Origin of the sequence: Staphylococcus sp. EZ-P03 (assembly GCF_003344575.1) — a bacterium.
Lineage (GTDB): Bacteria > Bacillota > Bacilli > Staphylococcales > Staphylococcaceae > Staphylococcus > Staphylococcus simulans_B.
This window is the reverse complement of sequence record NZ_QPMO01000015.1, coordinates 1-15,266: the sequence shown is the minus strand read 5'-3', so window position 1 is coordinate 15,266 and position 15,266 is coordinate 1. Positions and strand designations below refer to the sequence as shown.

General features: G+C 36.2%; 15 protein-coding genes and 1 riboswitch. Of the genes, 13 read left to right on the top strand and 2 right to left on the bottom strand.

The window, feature by feature from the left end; all coding sequences use genetic code 11:
- Positions 1 to 214 precede the first annotated feature (214 nt).
- From DVJ99_RS07735 to sufB, 11 genes are all read left to right on the top strand, one after another.
- Positions 215 to 577, top strand: coding sequence for a toprim domain-containing protein (locus tag DVJ99_RS07735; RefSeq protein ID WP_105993605.1), 363 nt, complete (start codon positions 215 to 217; stop codon positions 575 to 577).
- Positions 574 to 870: a thioredoxin family protein gene (locus DVJ99_RS07730; RefSeq protein ID WP_114603790.1), complete on the top strand. Its 297-nt coding sequence runs from the start codon at positions 574 to 576 to the stop codon at positions 868 to 870. The genes DVJ99_RS07735 and DVJ99_RS07730 overlap by 4 nt, the downstream gene beginning before the upstream one ends.
- A gap of 53 nt (positions 871 to 923) precedes the next feature.
- Positions 924 to 1,029: riboswitch (SAM riboswitch) on the top strand.
- Between the two features lie 97 nt (positions 1,030 to 1,126).
- Positions 1,127 to 2,152 carry a methionine ABC transporter ATP-binding protein gene (locus DVJ99_RS07725; RefSeq protein WP_114603789.1) on the top strand — a complete coding sequence of 342 codons (1,026 nt, stop codon included), beginning with the start codon at positions 1,127 to 1,129 and terminating at the stop codon, positions 2,150 to 2,152.
- Positions 2,145 to 2,840 (top strand): methionine ABC transporter permease, encoded by a 696-nt coding sequence (locus DVJ99_RS07720; RefSeq protein WP_105993608.1) that lies wholly within the window; start codon positions 2,145 to 2,147, stop codon positions 2,838 to 2,840. The genes DVJ99_RS07725 and DVJ99_RS07720 overlap by 8 nt, the downstream gene beginning before the upstream one ends.
- Before the next feature lie 24 nt (positions 2,841 to 2,864).
- Entirely contained in the window at positions 2,865 to 3,689 is an 825-nt protein-coding gene (locus DVJ99_RS07715; protein ID WP_105993609.1) for a MetQ/NlpA family ABC transporter substrate-binding protein, read from the top strand.
- A gap of 222 nt (positions 3,690 to 3,911) precedes the next feature.
- Positions 3,912 to 5,267, top strand: a complete 1,356-nt coding sequence (locus tag DVJ99_RS07710) for an AAA family ATPase (protein WP_114603788.1) — start codon at positions 3,912 to 3,914, stop codon at positions 5,265 to 5,267.
- A 495-nt stretch (positions 5,268 to 5,762) separates the two neighbouring features.
- Positions 5,763 to 6,521, top strand: a complete 759-nt coding sequence (gene sufC / locus DVJ99_RS07705) for a Fe-S cluster assembly ATPase SufC (RefSeq protein ID WP_105993612.1) — start codon at positions 5,763 to 5,765, stop codon at positions 6,519 to 6,521.
- A gap of 64 nt (positions 6,522 to 6,585) precedes the next feature.
- Positions 6,586 to 7,893, top strand: a complete 1,308-nt coding sequence (gene sufD, locus DVJ99_RS07700) for a Fe-S cluster assembly protein SufD (RefSeq protein WP_114603787.1) — start codon at positions 6,586 to 6,588, stop codon at positions 7,891 to 7,893.
- 180 nt (positions 7,894 to 8,073) lie between these two features.
- Positions 8,074 to 9,324 (top strand): cysteine desulfurase, encoded by a 1,251-nt coding sequence (locus DVJ99_RS07695; RefSeq protein ID WP_205527052.1) that lies wholly within the window; start codon positions 8,074 to 8,076, stop codon positions 9,322 to 9,324.
- Positions 9,314 to 9,784: a Fe-S cluster assembly sulfur transfer protein SufU gene (gene sufU, locus DVJ99_RS07690; RefSeq protein WP_105993614.1), complete on the top strand. Its 471-nt coding sequence runs from the start codon at positions 9,314 to 9,316 to the stop codon at positions 9,782 to 9,784. The genes DVJ99_RS07695 and sufU overlap by 11 nt, the downstream gene beginning before the upstream one ends.
- A gap of 196 nt (positions 9,785 to 9,980) precedes the next feature.
- Positions 9,981 to 11,378: a Fe-S cluster assembly protein SufB gene (gene sufB / locus DVJ99_RS07685; protein WP_114603786.1), complete on the top strand. Its 1,398-nt coding sequence runs from the start codon at positions 9,981 to 9,983 to the stop codon at positions 11,376 to 11,378.
- A gap of 134 nt (positions 11,379 to 11,512) precedes the next feature.
- Here sufB and DVJ99_RS07680 read toward each other — a convergent pair whose 3' ends face one another.
- Together DVJ99_RS07680 and DVJ99_RS07675 are read right to left on the bottom strand one after the other, a co-directional pair.
- Complete coding sequence (locus DVJ99_RS07680; RefSeq protein ID WP_114603785.1) at positions 11,513 to 11,920, bottom strand: hypothetical protein; 408 nt, start codon at positions 11,918 to 11,920, stop codon at positions 11,513 to 11,515.
- A gap of 64 nt (positions 11,921 to 11,984) precedes the next feature.
- A complete protein-coding gene (locus DVJ99_RS07675; RefSeq protein WP_114603784.1) occupies positions 11,985 to 12,581 on the bottom strand; it encodes a hypothetical protein in 597 nt (198 codons plus the stop codon).
- A gap of 426 nt (positions 12,582 to 13,007) precedes the next feature.
- On the opposite strand from DVJ99_RS07675, the gene DVJ99_RS07670 reads away from it, so the two are divergent.
- Together DVJ99_RS07670 and DVJ99_RS07665 are read left to right on the top strand one after the other, a co-directional pair.
- Positions 13,008 to 14,048 (top strand): hemolysin family protein, encoded by a 1,041-nt coding sequence (locus DVJ99_RS07670; RefSeq protein WP_114603783.1) that lies wholly within the window; start codon positions 13,008 to 13,010, stop codon positions 14,046 to 14,048.
- 14 nt (positions 14,049 to 14,062) lie between these two features.
- Positions 14,063 to 15,127 carry an NAD(P)H-dependent flavin oxidoreductase gene (locus DVJ99_RS07665; protein ID WP_114603782.1) on the top strand — a complete coding sequence of 355 codons (1,065 nt, stop codon included), beginning with the start codon at positions 14,063 to 14,065 and terminating at the stop codon, positions 15,125 to 15,127.
- Positions 15,128 to 15,266: the final 139 nt, after the last annotated feature.

Below are 15,266 nucleotides of genomic sequence, written 5' to 3'. Positions count from 1 at the left end.
ATGAAGGTAAAGTGCAAGTGCTTAACAGCAGAATTATTACATAAATTGAAAGGGCTTGTTTGTACATAAAACAAGTTGCGTGTAATTTAAAAGGCGCTTGCGTTACAATTGAGTTAGCAGCTCATAAAACAATATAATATTGGTAAGAACCTAAGCACTTACGTTTGCAAGTTATTATGCAATGATATCACGAGAGTATTGGAGTGTAGTGAATATGGCATTGTTAGATAAAGTAATCGTTGTTGAAGGTAAGACAGATAAGAAGCGTGTTCAAGAGGTCATTGATGAACCGGTACAGATTATTTGTACACATGGTACGATGGGAATCGATAAATTAGACGATATGATCGAAACATTGTATGAGCGTCCGGTTTATATTCTTGTTGATGCGGATAAGGAAGGCAGACGGATTCGTCAATGGTTTAAGCATTATCTTTCTGAGAGCGAGCATATTTTTGTAGATAAAACATATTGCGAGGTGGCTCGCTGTCCACGCCCATATCTTGCCAGAGTGCTTAGAAATTATGGATTTATGGTAAAAGGTGAAGCACCTGTGAAAGGATTAGTATATAGATGAGTTCTAAGCAGCATATTGCAGATATCACACAAAACTTCAATCAAGATAAACATTTGATATTCGGCTACACACCGATGTGCGGAACATGCAAAGTGTCTGAACGCATGCTGGATATTGCAAATGAAATTTTAGACTTGCCGATTGTTAAGGCAGATTTAAACTTCCATGCAGATTTCAGCGAACAATATCAAATTCAATCTGTTCCTGTTTTGATGGTGATGTCTAAAGATAAGGAACTAAAACGCATTTATGCATTTCAATCTGTTCCTTATTTATTAGAAAATTTAAAATAGTTATTGACGCCTACCGAGTGAAGTGGTAGGATTAATATCAATTAAATAGTTATCTCTTATCAAGAGAGGTGGAGGGATGTGCCCGTTGAAACCCGGCAACCGTCTTTTAAAGAAATGGTGCCAATTCACAAAAAGTTGAACTGCTTTTGAAGATGAGAGAAAGAAATTTTAAATTGCTTTCTCTTTTTTGCTTACAGCAGCGATAAGAGAAAGCATTTTTAATTTTGCAGGTAAAGTAAGGAAAGGGGAGAAACAAGTGATTCAACTGAAACAAATCGTCAAAAGGTATAAGACGAAACACCAAGATGTGCTGGCAGTTGATCATGTCGATTTAGATGTGGCAGAAGGTGTCATATACGGTGTCATCGGGTTTTCAGGTGCCGGTAAAAGTACACTTGTCAGAATTTTAAATTATTTAGAGGAACCTACATCAGGAGAAGTCATCATAGATGGAGATGAATTAGGACAACTCAGCAAGGCGCAGCTTAGACAGAAACGACAAAAGGTAAGTATGATATTCCAACATTTCAACTTGCTTTGGTCGCGAACTGTTGTAGATAACATTAAGTTTCCGTTGGAAATAGCCGGAGTAGATAAGAAGAAAGCTGAAAGCAGAGCACAAGAGCTTGTAGAACTTGTAGGACTTAAAGGGCGAGAAAATTCTTATCCTTCTGAACTATCTGGCGGTCAAAAACAAAGAGTGGGTATTGCACGTGCTTTAGCAAACGAACCGAAAGTATTGCTTTGCGATGAGGCAACAAGTGCACTCGACCCGCAAACAACTGATGAAATTTTAGAGTTATTACTGAAAATCAGAAAAGAAGAAGATTTAACAATTGTTATCATTACGCATGAAATGAATGTCATTCGTCAAATCTGCGATGAAGTTGCAGTAATGGAAAATGGTAAAGTGATTGAACGCGGCGATGTAAAAGAGGTCTTTGAAAATCCTCAGCATCCGGTAACTAAACGCTTCGTTAAAGAAGGCTTGAATGATGAATTCGATGAATCGATTCAAGAACTTATTCCAGAAGCAACAAATGGTTACATTGTCCGTTTGAACTTCTCAGGAGAAGAAACGACTGAACCGGTTGTATCATATATCACTCAAAAATATAATCTCGATGTGAACATCTTAGAAGCGAATATCCGTCATTCGAAAAGCGGACCGATCGGTTTCTTGATTGTACATATTGCAGACTTGAAAACTGAATTTTTTGATGATTTTAAAAACGAGCTTGAAAACCGCAATGTACATGTGGAGGTGATTCGAAATGGATAAGTCATTCAGCGATATTCTGCGCGAAATGGTAACCATGCCGAACGTCCAATGGGATCAAGTTTGGGTGGCTTCATACGAAACACTTTATATGACTGCTATTTCAACTGTTTTTGCATTCTTTATCGGCATTATTTTAGGTGTGCTGCTTTTCTTAACAGCTAAAAGCAAATCACCGGCAGCCAAAGTGTTTTATCAAATCGTATCATTCATTGTCAACTTGTTCCGTGCAATTCCGTTCATCATTTTAATCTTGTTATTGATTCCATTTACAAGTTTGATTTTAGGAACAATCAGCGGACCGACAGGGGCATTGCCGGCATTAGTCATTGGCGCGGCACCATTCTATGCACGTTTAGTTGAAATTGCGTTTAAAGAAATAGATAAAGGCGTTATTGAAGCTGCACGTTCAATGGGTGCAAATACTTGGACAATTATTCGAAAAGTATTAATTCCTGAATCACGTCCAGCACTTATCTCAGGTATTACAGTTACAGCTATCGCATTAGTAGGTTCAACTGCAGTAGCCGGAGTAATCGGTGCCGGCGGTTTAGGTAACTTAGCTTATTTAACAGGCTTTACAAGAAACCAAAATGACGTCATCTTGGTTTCAACTATCTTTATTTTGGTATTTGTGTTCATTATCCAATTTGTGGGTGACTGGGCTACAAATAAAATCGATAAACGTTAATTACATTAAGAGAGGGTCAATTCAATGAAAAAGATTATTACTATTTTAGCAGTTTTAGTATTAACTGTAGCTTTAGCAGCATGCGGCAATAAAGACAAATCAAGCGGAGGAGAATCTAAGACAATTAAAGTCGGAGCATCACCGGCACCTCACGCTGAACTTTTAGAACAAGCAAAACCAATCTTGAAAAAAGAAGGTTATGACTTAAAAATCAAAACAATCAACGACTATACTACACCTAACAAATTAGTAGACAGCGGTGAATTGGATGCAAACTTCTTCCAACACACACCTTACTTAAACACTGAAAAGAAAAGCAAGGGCTATAAATTAGTATCTGTAGGCAACGTTCACTTAGAACCAATGGCTGTGTATTCTAAAAAATACAAAAGCTTGAAAGAACTTCCTAAAGGCGCAACAGTTTACGTATCAAACAACCCAGCTGAAGAAGGCCGTTTCTTGAAATTCTTCGTTGACGAAGGTTTAATCAAATTGAAAAAAGGCGTTAAAATCCAAGACGCACACTTCAGCGACATTGTAGAAAACAAAAAAGATATCAAATTCAACAACAAACAATCAGCTGAGTACTTACCAAAAATCTATCAAAACCAAGATGTTGACGCAGCAATCATCAACTCTAACTTCGCGATCGAACAAAAATTAAGTCCTAAAAAAGACTCTATCGCACTTGAAAAACCAGAAAACAACCCATACGCAAACTTAGTAGCGGTTAAAGAAGGACATGAAAAAGATAAAAAAATCCAAGCTTTAATCAAAGCATTACAATCTAAAGAAATTAAAGATTTCATCAATAAAAAATACGATGGTGCAGTCATCCCTGCCGAGTAAACCATTGTCTATCACTCTCAAGCATAATGCTTGGGGGTGTTTTTTTATCGAGTTATTCATAGAGTGTTATCAAATAAAATCAATTAATAAATCGACATTTGATACTTAGTAAAGACTAATACATAAATTAAATTGGTTGAACAGTTAAAAAAACGTATTAGATAAGATAGACGTGGTATAATGGAAGTGGGAATTTAAGTGACTGTGACATAAGGAGAAATTATGAAAACAACAATTAAAATGAGTGATATGACATTAGGCAATATTAAAAACGTAAACTACGGTTCCTTTAATACAAACGCTGATTTTTCTAATATAAACAAATCTAACGTTGTGGGGTTTTATGGTCAAAATGGATCAGGAAAAACTGCGGTAGTTGATGCATTCAAAATTATCGAAAGTTTAATAGAAAATAGAGAGTTGTCTCAAATCGGAAAAAGGTTAGTAACATATGGTAAAGAGAATTTATGGTTGCAAGCTAAATTTATTGTCATATTAGAAAATCAAAAAAAGCTGTATCTTGAGTATTATGTCGAAATTTCAGAGAAAGATAGCGTCTATCATGTTGAATCTGAAAAATTAGTATATAAAGAAGATGAAAAAGGCAAGAGGTTCAAAACGCTAGTGCAAGCAGATTCCGACACAATATATGTCAGAAATCAAAATATTAAAACGATGAGAGACGAAATGAAGATTCAAGGGTTAGTTTCATTTCATTTGTCTAAAAAACAAAGGAAGTCGCTTATTTTTAATAGTGAAATGTTACCAATTTACAATGAAGTTTTTTCAAAAGAAGAAATGCAGATTTTTTACGCATTAAGTATTCATTTTGTTCAAGGCTTGCACATTATTGAAAATAGAAATTACGGGCTTTTAATGGCGAATATTTTAATCCCTTTTAATATCTTTCAAGATGAAGTTAAAGGGATAGTGCCATTGAGTCAAAGTGTCGATAATAAATCGGCTGCTATCCCTAAAAAGATTTTTGATTTATTGAAAAGAGAGGTTTTTCCAAATATAAATGTTGTCTTACCTTGTATCGTTCCAGGTTTGACGATAGAAATTAATGAAATTGCTGAAATTCATAAAGAAGATGGAACGAAAGGAATACAATTTGAATTGCTCTCTAATAGAAATGGTAATAGGCTACCTCTTAATACAGAATCTGAAGGTATAATCAAAATCATATCTATGCTAAGTGTTTTGTCAGCGTTATTTAAAGAGACTAATGTTTGCGTAGTTGTAGATGAATTAGATGCAGGAGTATTTGAATATTTGTTAGGAGAAGTCTTGAAAATTGTAGATGAGAGTGCAAAGGGACAATTGATTTTCACTTCGCATAATCTTAGAATTGTAGAATTATTACCCACTCATTCAATTTGGTTTACTACAACGAACTCTGAAAATAGGTATGTACAACTTAAACATACAAGTAAAACGTCCAATAACAGAGATGTGTATATAAGATCTTTACAAATTAAAAATCAACAAGAAGAACTGTATGATAAAACAGATAATTTTAAAATTAAAAGAGCATTTAAAAAACTAGCAAGAAAAGGAAGTCATCATGAAGAATAAAATTCTCAAAGCTCTGGTGGAAGGTGACACTGTGGTGAGTCTTTGATAACAGTTGGCAGATGATGAAAAGTTTTGAGATGAATGTTAGAAATACTAATATCAATTTATTAAATAGTTATGTCAGTTTTATATTGCAAAGGTAATCTATCACTCTCAAGCATTAATGCTTGAGGGTGTTTTTTAGTTGTAATAGGAAGTGAAAGCAGTGGGAATTGTCCTTCTAAATATGTGACAAAGATATGGGTAATGATAATAGAAGGAGAGAAAATGAGAATCAACGGCTTTAAAATTCGTGCAGCTTTTCACATTGAATTGCATTTTTAAAAGTGATTACTATTTAAGAATTCTTTTAATTTAGGTACTTAAAAGGTTTATTCTAGGGTTTAATTGCGTTATAATTTATAAATGTACGAATGTAGTGCTGTTTTGACTACAGATTAAAATTATTATAAACTAGTAATTGAAATACTATTTATGTTTACGGAGGGACTTTTAATGCCATCAACATTGGAGATTAAAGACTTACACGTGTCTATCGAGGATAAAGAAATTTTAAAAGGTGTTAACTTAACAATTAACACAGGAGAAATTCATGCAGTAATGGGACCTAACGGTACTGGTAAATCAACTTTATCAGCAGCAATCATGGGTCATCCAGCTTTCACAGTTACTAAAGGTGAAGTTTTACTTGACGGTGAAAACGTTTTAGAATTAGACGTTGACGAACGTGCAAAAGCAGGTTTATTCCTAGCTATGCAATATCCATCAGAAATCACTGGTGTTACAAACGCTGACTTCATGCGTTCAGCAATTAATGCTAAACGTGAAGAAGGTAAAGAAATCAACTTAATGCAATTCATTAAGAAATTAGATAAAGAGATGGAATTCCTAGATATGGATCCTAACATGGCTCAACGTTACCTTAACGAAGGGTTCTCAGGCGGCGAGAAAAAACGTAACGAAATTTTACAATTAATGATGTTGCAACCTAAATTCGCTATTCTTGACGAAATCGACTCAGGTTTAGACATTGATGCGTTGAAAGTTGTATCTAAAGGTATCAACGAAATGCGCGGAGATGACTTCGGTTCATTAATCATTACGCACTATCAACGTTTATTAAACTACATCACACCTGATTTCGTACACGTTATGTATAACGGTAAAATCGTTAAAACAGGCGATGCAGAATTAGCAAAACGTCTTGAAAATGAAGGTTATGAATGGGTTAAAGAAGAATTCAGCGAAGCGTAAGCTTATACGCAAAGATGAAACAACCGATTAAATGTTATAAGTATCGTTAGGAGGATATTAAGTTATGACGACTGAAACTTTGAACATTTCTGAAGCAGAACTTGTTGAGTATTCACAAGCCCAAAATGAACCTTCTTGGATGACAGAATTACGTAAAGAAGCGTTGAAACTTACTGAAACTTTGGAAATGCCGAAACCAGATAAAACTAAAATTACTAAATGGGATTTCGACTCATTTAAACAATTCGAAACAAAATCTGAAAAATACACTGACATCAGTGAAGTTCCAGAATCAATCGAAAAAATCATTGATGTTGATCAATCAGAAAATTTAATCATTCAACATAACAACTCACTTGCATTCTCACGTGTTTCAGAGCAAGCACAAAAAGACGGTGTAGTGATTGAAGGTTTAGCTGATGCATTAGTTAATTACGGCGACCTTGTTCAAAAATATCTTATGAAAGATGCAGTGAACGTTGACGAACATCGTTTAACAGCATTACACACAGCATTAATCAACGGTGGTGTATTTGTTTATGTTCCTAAGAATGTAGTTGTAGAACACCCAATCCAATATGTTGTGCTTCATGATGATGAGAACGCAAGTTTCTTCAATCATGTGATTATTGCGACTGAACAAAGCGCAGAAGTCACTTATGTTGAAAACTACTTGTCTGACGTAAGCGGCGAAGGCAACCAAGTAAACATTATTTCTGAAGTGATTGCGGGTGCTAACTCAAAAATCACTTATGGTGCAGTAGACTATTTAGATAAAGGGTTCACTGGCCATATCATTCGTCGCGGTATTACAGAAGCAGATGCTACAATCAATTGGGCACTTGGTTTAATGAACGAAGGCAACCAAATCATTGATAATACAACAAACTTGATCGGCGACCGTTCGACAAGTGAATTGAAATCAGTAGCAGTAGGTACAGGCGAACAAAAATCTAACGTAACATCTAAGATTGTTCAATACGGTAAAGAAACTGATGGTTACATTCTTAAACACGGTGTTGTTGAAGAACAAGCAACTATCATTTTTAACGGTATCGGATATATTAAACACGGCGGTTCAAAATCAGTTGCGAACCAAGAGTCACGTGTCTTAATGCTTTCTGATAAAGCACGCGGAGATGCCAACCCTATTCTATTAATCGATGAAGACGATGTAGAAGCAGGTCACGCAGCTTCAGTAGGCCGTGTGGATGATGAACAACTTTACTATTTAATGAGTCGCGGAATTTCTAAACATGAAGCGGAACGTTTAATCATTCATGGTTTCTTAGACCCTGTAGTAAGAGAATTACCAATTGAAGACGTTAAACGTCAATTACGTGAAGTTATCGAATTAAAAGTTGCAAAATAAAAAAAGTTAAGCTAGGCAGGAGAGGTTGAAAACAGGAGGAAGTCAACGCGGAATCAATCAACACGTTTGCTTTCCTCCTTCTCTTTCGACCACTTGAGCAACCAGATTTCAAATGATTCATTAAACCCTGTCTGCTTTTCGTTATTTTGTACGATAGTGATTATTAATGAAGAAAGGTCTGTGGATATAGTGGCCGAAACAACACTAAATGTTAATGAAGTTATAGAAGATTTTCCAATCTTAAAACAACAAGTCAATGGCAAACGCTTAGCTTATTTAGATACAACAGCGACAAGTCAAACACCGATTCAAGTAATCGAAGCAATTGACGATTATTATAAACGCTATAATTCTAATGTTCACCGCGGTGTGCATACACTCGGTTCATTAGCAACAGATGGTTATGAAGGTGCACGCGAAACAGTAAGACGTTTCATTAATGCACGTTATTTTGAAGAAATTATCTTTACAAGAGGTACAACAGCATCAATCAACTTAGTTGCACGCAGCTATGGGGATGCGAATATTTCAGAAGGCGATGAAATCGTTGTCACTGAAATGGAACACCACGCAAACATTGTACCTTGGCAAGAACTTGCACATCGTAAAGGTGCAACTTTAAAATTCATCCCAATGACTGAAACAGGAGAATTAAACATCGAAGATGTGAAAGCAACAATCAACGATAATACTAAAATCGTTGCGATTGCACACGTTTCTAACGTATTAGGTACAATCAACGATGTAAAAGAAATTGCCAAAGTTGCACACGAACATGGCGCAATTATCAGTGTTGACGGTGCACAAGCAGCTCCGCACATGAAAATTGATGTTCAAGACTTAGATGTTGATTTTTATAGTTTCAGCGGACACAAAATGCTTGGTCCGACAGGTATTGGTGTCTTATTTGGTAAACGCAGCTTGCTTAAAGACATGGAACCGATTGAATATGGCGGCGACATGATTGACTTCGTAGGAAAATACGAAGCAAGCTGGGCAGACTTGCCGACTAAATTTGAAGCAGGTACACCATTGATTGCACAAGCAATCGGTTTAGCAGAAGCTATTAAGTACCTTGAAAATTTAGGTTTTGATGCAATTCATGCACATGAGAAAGAACTGACTGAATATGCGTATGAACAAATGTCTGCGATTGAAGATTTAGAAATTTACGGACCGCCGAAAGACAGACGTGCAGGCGTAATCACTTTCAACTTGAAAGGTATTCACCCGCACGATACTGCGACAGCTTTAGATACTGAAGGCGTAGCCGTTCGTGCAGGACACCACTGTGCGCAGCCGTTAATGAAATGGTTGAATCAATCTTCAACAGCAAGAGCAAGTTTCTATATTTATAATACGAAAGAAGACATTGATCAATTAATTAGCGCTTTAAACCAAACGAAGGAGTTTTTCTCATATGAATTTTAATAATTTAGATCAACTATACAGATCTGTAATTATGGACCACTACAAAAATCCGAGAAATAAAGGTAAATTAGATAACGGCTCTTTAACTGTTGATATGAATAATCCAACATGCGGAGACCGCATCCACCTTACTTTCGATATTGTTGACGGTATTATTGAGGATGCTAAGTTTGATGGTGAAGGCTGTTCAATTTCAATGTCTAGTGCATCTATGATGACTGAAGCAGTTAAAGGTCATTCACTAAAAGAAGCATTAGAAATGAGCCAAGAGTTCTCTAAAATGATGCTTGGAGAAGATTACGAACTTACTGAAGATATGGGAGATATTGAAGCATTGCAAGGTGTTTCTCAATTCCCAGCACGTATTAAATGTGCAACACTTGCTTGGAAAGCTTTAGAAAAAGGAACTGTGGAACGCGAAGGCAAAGCAGATCCTGAATCTGAAGAAAATGCAAAGTAAGTGTAAATAACGGGTAAACGTATGATAACTGGCAAGGTGGTTTCTTACTTGTCAGTTCCATGATAGACTGATTAATACAAGTATTATCTCAGCGCAGGTAATACACTAGCATTTAATCACCAAGAAGCGCTATCTATTTTTGAAATAATGTCACGGGTCAATAAATCGTGTTGATTATATAAAAGGAGTGATTGAAATGGCTAAAAAAGCACCTGATGTTGGGGATTACAAATATGGTTTCCACGACGAAGATGTTTCCATTTTCAGATCAGAACGCGGATTAACAGAAAATATCGTTACTGAAATATCAAGAATGAAGGAAGAACCAGAATGGATGCTGGACTTCCGTCTTAAATCATTAAAATTATTCTATAAAATGCCGATGCCGCAATGGGGCGGCGACTTGTCAGAGTTAAACTTTGACGACATCACTTACTATGTTAAACCTTCTGAACATGCAGAACGTTCTTGGGATGAAGTACCAGAAGAAATCAAACGTACTTTCGACCGTTTAGGTATCCCAGAAGCAGAACAAAAATACCTTGCTGGTGTTTCTGCACAATATGAATCAGAAGTTGTTTACCAAAACATGGAAGCTGAATTAGAAGAGAAAGGTGTTATTTTCAAAGACACTGACTCTGCATTAAGAGAACACGAAGAATTATTCAAAGAATACTTTGCTTCAGTTGTTCCAGCTGCCGATAACAAATTCGCAGCACTTAACTCAGCAGTATGGTCAGGCGGATCATTCATTTATGTTCCTAAGAACATCAAATTAGATACACCGCTTCAAGCATACTTCCGTATCAACTCAGAAAACATGGGTCAATTCGAACGTACTTTAATCATCGCTGATGAAGGTGCATCAGTAAACTACGTTGAAGGTTGTACAGCTCCAGTTTATACAACTAACTCACTACACTCAGCTGTAGTAGAAATCATCGTACACAAAGATGCACATGTGCGTTACACTACAATTCAAAACTGGGCAAACAACGTTTATAACTTAGTTACTAAACGTACTTTAGTTCATGAGAATGGTAACATGGAATGGGTTGACGGCAACTTAGGTTCTAAATTGACTATGAAATACCCTAACTGTGTATTAGCAGGAGAAGGTGCCAAAGGCAGCACACTTTCTATCGCTTTAGCAGGTAAAGGACAAGTTCAAGATGCAGGTGCGAAAATGATTCACTTAGCACCAAACACATCTTCAACTATCGTTTCAAAATCAATTTCTAAAGATGGCGGTAAAGTTGTTTACCGCGGTATCGTTAAATTCGGACGCAAAGCAAAAGGTGCACGTGCGAACATCGAATGCGATACGTTAATCTTAGATAACAAATCAACTTCAGATACAATTCCTTATAATGAAATTATGAACGATGACATTTCATTAGAACACGAAGCGAAAGTTTCTAAAGTATCAGAAGAACAATTATTCTACTTGATGAGCCGCGGTATTTCAGAAGAAGAAGCAACTGAAATGATCGTAATGGGCTTCATCGAACCATTCACAAAAGAACTTCCAATGGAATATGCCGTTGAAATGAACCGTCTAATCAAATTCGAAATGGAAGGTTCTATCGGTTAATCGATATTCTATGAAATTAAAATATTGAAAACAAAGCACGAGCAATGCCTACCTGATATGGTAGAAGCATTGCTCGTGTTTTTTAATAACTTTTATCAAAGTATTATATAGGTAAGCATTAACAATTTACTGAATTACTCTTCAATTAACTTTTCCATAACTTTCTTGTATTTTTCAAATGTTTCTTCCTTGACGTCACCATTCATTTGTATCAAGTAATTTCCTTTTGCGTAAGTATGAGAATAAAATAATGCAGAGGCTTTACCTAATTCATCATAATATTTTTTGGTAGTTTTTAAATCACTATCATTTTTAAATTTGAATATTCGAGCGTGTCGATTGCCTTCAACTGTAAATATTTTTGCTTTTTCGGATGCCATAGGTGCAGGTCCAAAATCATCCTTAGTCATAGTTTTTAAATCGTGAGTACTAAGTTTTTCATTTTGGAATTCTTTAACAATATCGTCTAATGAAACTTCCTTTTTTCCACAAGCTGCTAATATAATGATAAATGATAAAAATAACACTAATAATTTTTTCATATAAAACTCCTCCGTTGACTATACTTAAATTTGTTGAAAGTTTTGGGGTGTATTTTCATGATATTCATTGGTTATCTTCGGCTGCTCTTTTTTCGGATTCAGTAACCATTTTTTGCCATTGAATTTGTCTTTGCTTCCAGCTTTCATAGTCTTCATTTTTGTCCACCCAATATGGCCCACCTACACCAGAGTTAGGGTTTTTCCATATTTCTTTGCTTCTTTCTAAGGCTGATTGATAGTCACCCTTGCCATATCCCATTTGGGATTCGTCATGTGACATATACATTTGTGTATTTTTATTAGCATTTTGAGAGGTGCTATGTTGGTTTTTGGTAGATGTTTCCACATTTGAAATCGATTGTTGAGAATTTTGAATTGGTTCTTGATTGTCTTGTTTTGGATTAGAACTGCTTTTATTCGGTTGTATAGTTTCAGTGGTTTTATCTGTTTGTTGAGAAGTGAATTTTTCTTTAGTAGTGTGAAATTTTTCTTGTGAATTAATTTTGAACGAAGTGTTTTTATTATTTTTGTCAGATGTTTTTGATTTTTCTTTGTGAATTGCTTCTTTTGAATGTTCTTGTTTCGAAACCTTCTCCTCTTTTTGATTGCATGCAGTAATAAATACTAAAGGGATTAAAAAAGTTAATATTAATTTTTTCATGCTGTTCCTCCTGGTGAATAGAATTACAGATGTATTATAAAAATTAGTTATTCATAACTTTATAATATCTTTGTTTATATTATATACTACTTCATCGAAGTGCACGATGTTTTTTAAAAACTTTTGCGAAGTTAAATGCTGATTTTATTTTTAACTACTTTGGACTCATAAAATGAAAGTGAACTGGGATGTAAATATTGTGCTTACTTTTGGGTCTCGTCTCGCAATATAATTATTTCTTGTAAATTGTCAGATTTTACTCCTACATTTCGTCTGAAAATTCGGTACAATAGGGATAAATACTTTCACTGTGCGAAAAAGTGTCAAGTGCATTCGGTTTACATCGTTAGCTGAAAGGGAAAATATTATAGATATAAACGCATTTTCTTGCAAGTGAAAACAGAGTTCTAAGGGAGCGTTGCCACCATGATTATAGCTATCATTATATTAATATTTGTTTCTTTCTTCTTTTCAGGCAGTGAAACTGCGTTAACTGCCGCAAATAAAGTTAAATTACAGACGGAAAGCCGTAAAGGTGATCTTAAATCTAAAAAATTATTAACATTACTCAATAGACCTAGAGATTTCATCACAACGATATTGATTGCGAACAACAGTGCCAATATCGTGTTGCCGACTTTAGTAACGATTTTAGCAGTTCAAAACGGCTGGAATGTCGGAATTGCGTCGTTAGTCATTACTGTTGTTGTAATCATTGTTTCAGAAGTCATTCCTAAATCCATCGCAGCTACATATCCAGATGTGATTTCTAAACTTGTTTATCCAGTCATTCATTTCTTTGTGGTGATTTTGACACCTATCACAAAAATATTGAACGGTTTAACAGGTTTAATCAACAAAATGCTTGCGAATGATAAATTTCAAAGTCATAGAATGTCGAAAGAAGAAATTCGTACGATGGTGACGATTGCTGGGGCACAAGGGGCTTTTAATGAAAGTGAGCGAGACAGACTTCAAAGTGTTTTGACTTTCGAACAACTGCGTGTAAAGGATGTAGATACTACACCGCGTGTCAATGTGACCGCATTTTCGCTCGATACACCTTATGATGAGGTATATGATATTATTATGACCCACCCCTATACACGTTATCCGGTGTATGATGAGGAAATTGATAACATTGTAGGTGTATTCCATTCTAAATATTTATTAGTATGGAGTCGACATCATGACAAATCATTAGAAGATTACATCTCAAAACCGCTGTTTGTGAACGAGCATAATAAAGCAGAATGGGTGATGCGCAAAATGATCGCATCACGTAAACATATTGCGATTGTGCTGGATGAGTATGGCGGAACGGATGCGATTATTACCATGGAAGACTTGATTGAACAGTTGCTTGGTATTGATATCGAAGACGAAATGGATCAACACGAACAAAATAAAGTCAATGAACGTTTAAGACAAAAACAAAAGCCTAAACCGAATCAACCAACTTTATAAGGAGTGTTTACCCTATGTGGTTTGAGACAAAAGCGAGTGCAATGCTTGGCATCAAGTATCCTATTATTCAAGCAGGTATGGCAGGCAATACAACGCCTGAACTTGTCGCGAGTGTAAGCGACAGCGGCGGATTAGGAACTATAGGTGCAGGTTATTTCAGTTTAGAACGATTAAGCGAAGAAATAGATAAAGTGAAACTTTTAACTGCCAAACCGTTTGCGGTGAATTTATTTGTGCCGAACAAGCAGAAACTGAAACCGGCACAAGTGGATTTAATGAATGCTTGGTTAAGTCCCTACCGCCGTGCATTGGATTTAGAACATCCTGTTGTCAATTTATCAGAGTCTCAACAGCTTGAACGCCAAATTGATATATTAATCGAAAAGAAAGTAGCTGTCGCAAGCTTTACTTTCGGCGTACCTGAAACCAGATTAATTCGTAAAATGCATGAACATGACATTATTGTGATGGGGACAGCAACTTCTGTTGAAGAAGCTCTGGCAAATGAAGCAGCCGGTGTTGATATTATCGTGACACAAGGCAGTGAAGCAGGCGGACATCGCGGTTCATTCTTAAAACAAGATGGTGAATACCCGATGATCGGCAGTATCTCGCTGATTCCTCAGGTTGCGGATGCGGTGAGCGTACCGGTTATCGCTGCAGGAGGCATTATGGATGGCAGAGGTGTGCTTGCCAGCTTAATTTTAGGTGCGTCTGGTGTACAAATGGGTACAGCGTTCCTTACATCACAAGAAAGCGGTGCAGACATCGCTTATAAGCAAGCTATCCTTAACAGCACAGAAACCTCTACAGTGCTGACAAATGCTTTCAGCGGTAAAATGGCACGAGGTATCCGAAATGATTTTGTAAATTATTTATCGCAATTTAACGGAGAAGTTCCGGAGTATCCTATCCAAAATCAATTGACTTCAGCGATTCGAAAAGCTTCTACCGCAAACCACGATGATTCAATGATGTCTTTATGGAGCGGCCAAACACCGCGATTAGCGACAAGCCGCTCTGCACAAGAGATCGTAACGTCTATTGTTAATCAAATTGAGGGTATGCGTTTGCGCTAACTGAATAGCATCAATATTAAAGTACTGTGCAGCACGCACAGTACTTATTTTAAGTGCGCTCGGCATGATTAGCAACTTGATGGTGAAAGTCCATTACAGGCTTGGCAGTAGGAACTGTTAGCGAAAGACAAGGGTGTCC

Bases quoted from the DNA above. Each gene is read 5' to 3' on its own strand.
- DVJ99_RS07735 (WP_105993605.1), top strand. From the start codon at position 215: ATGGCATTGTTAGATAAAGTAATCGTTGTTGAAGGTAAGACAGATAAG.
- DVJ99_RS07730 (WP_114603790.1), top strand. From the start codon at position 574: ATGAGTTCTAAGCAGCATATTGCAGATATCACACAAAACTTCAATCAA.
- DVJ99_RS07720 (WP_105993608.1), top strand. From the start codon at position 2,145: ATGGATAAGTCATTCAGCGATATTCTGCGCGAAATGGTAACCATGCCG.
- DVJ99_RS07715 (WP_105993609.1), top strand. From the start codon at position 2,865: ATGAAAAAGATTATTACTATTTTAGCAGTTTTAGTATTAACTGTAGCT.
- DVJ99_RS07710 (WP_114603788.1), top strand. From the start codon at position 3,912: ATGAAAACAACAATTAAAATGAGTGATATGACATTAGGCAATATTAAA.
- sufC (WP_105993612.1), top strand. From the start codon at position 5,763: ATGCCATCAACATTGGAGATTAAAGACTTACACGTGTCTATCGAGGAT.
- sufD (WP_114603787.1), top strand. From the start codon at position 6,586: ATGACGACTGAAACTTTGAACATTTCTGAAGCAGAACTTGTTGAGTAT.
- sufU (WP_105993614.1), top strand. From the start codon at position 9,314: ATGAATTTTAATAATTTAGATCAACTATACAGATCTGTAATTATGGAC.
- sufB (WP_114603786.1), top strand. From the start codon at position 9,981: ATGGCTAAAAAAGCACCTGATGTTGGGGATTACAAATATGGTTTCCAC.
- DVJ99_RS07680 (WP_114603785.1), bottom strand. From the start codon at position 11,920: ATGAAAAAATTATTAGTGTTATTTTTATCATTTATCATTATATTAGCA.
- DVJ99_RS07675 (WP_114603784.1), bottom strand. From the start codon at position 12,581: ATGAAAAAATTAATATTAACTTTTTTAATCCCTTTAGTATTTATTACT.
- DVJ99_RS07670 (WP_114603783.1), top strand. From the start codon at position 13,008: ATGATTATAGCTATCATTATATTAATATTTGTTTCTTTCTTCTTTTCA.
- DVJ99_RS07665 (WP_114603782.1), top strand. From the start codon at position 14,063: ATGTGGTTTGAGACAAAAGCGAGTGCAATGCTTGGCATCAAGTATCCT.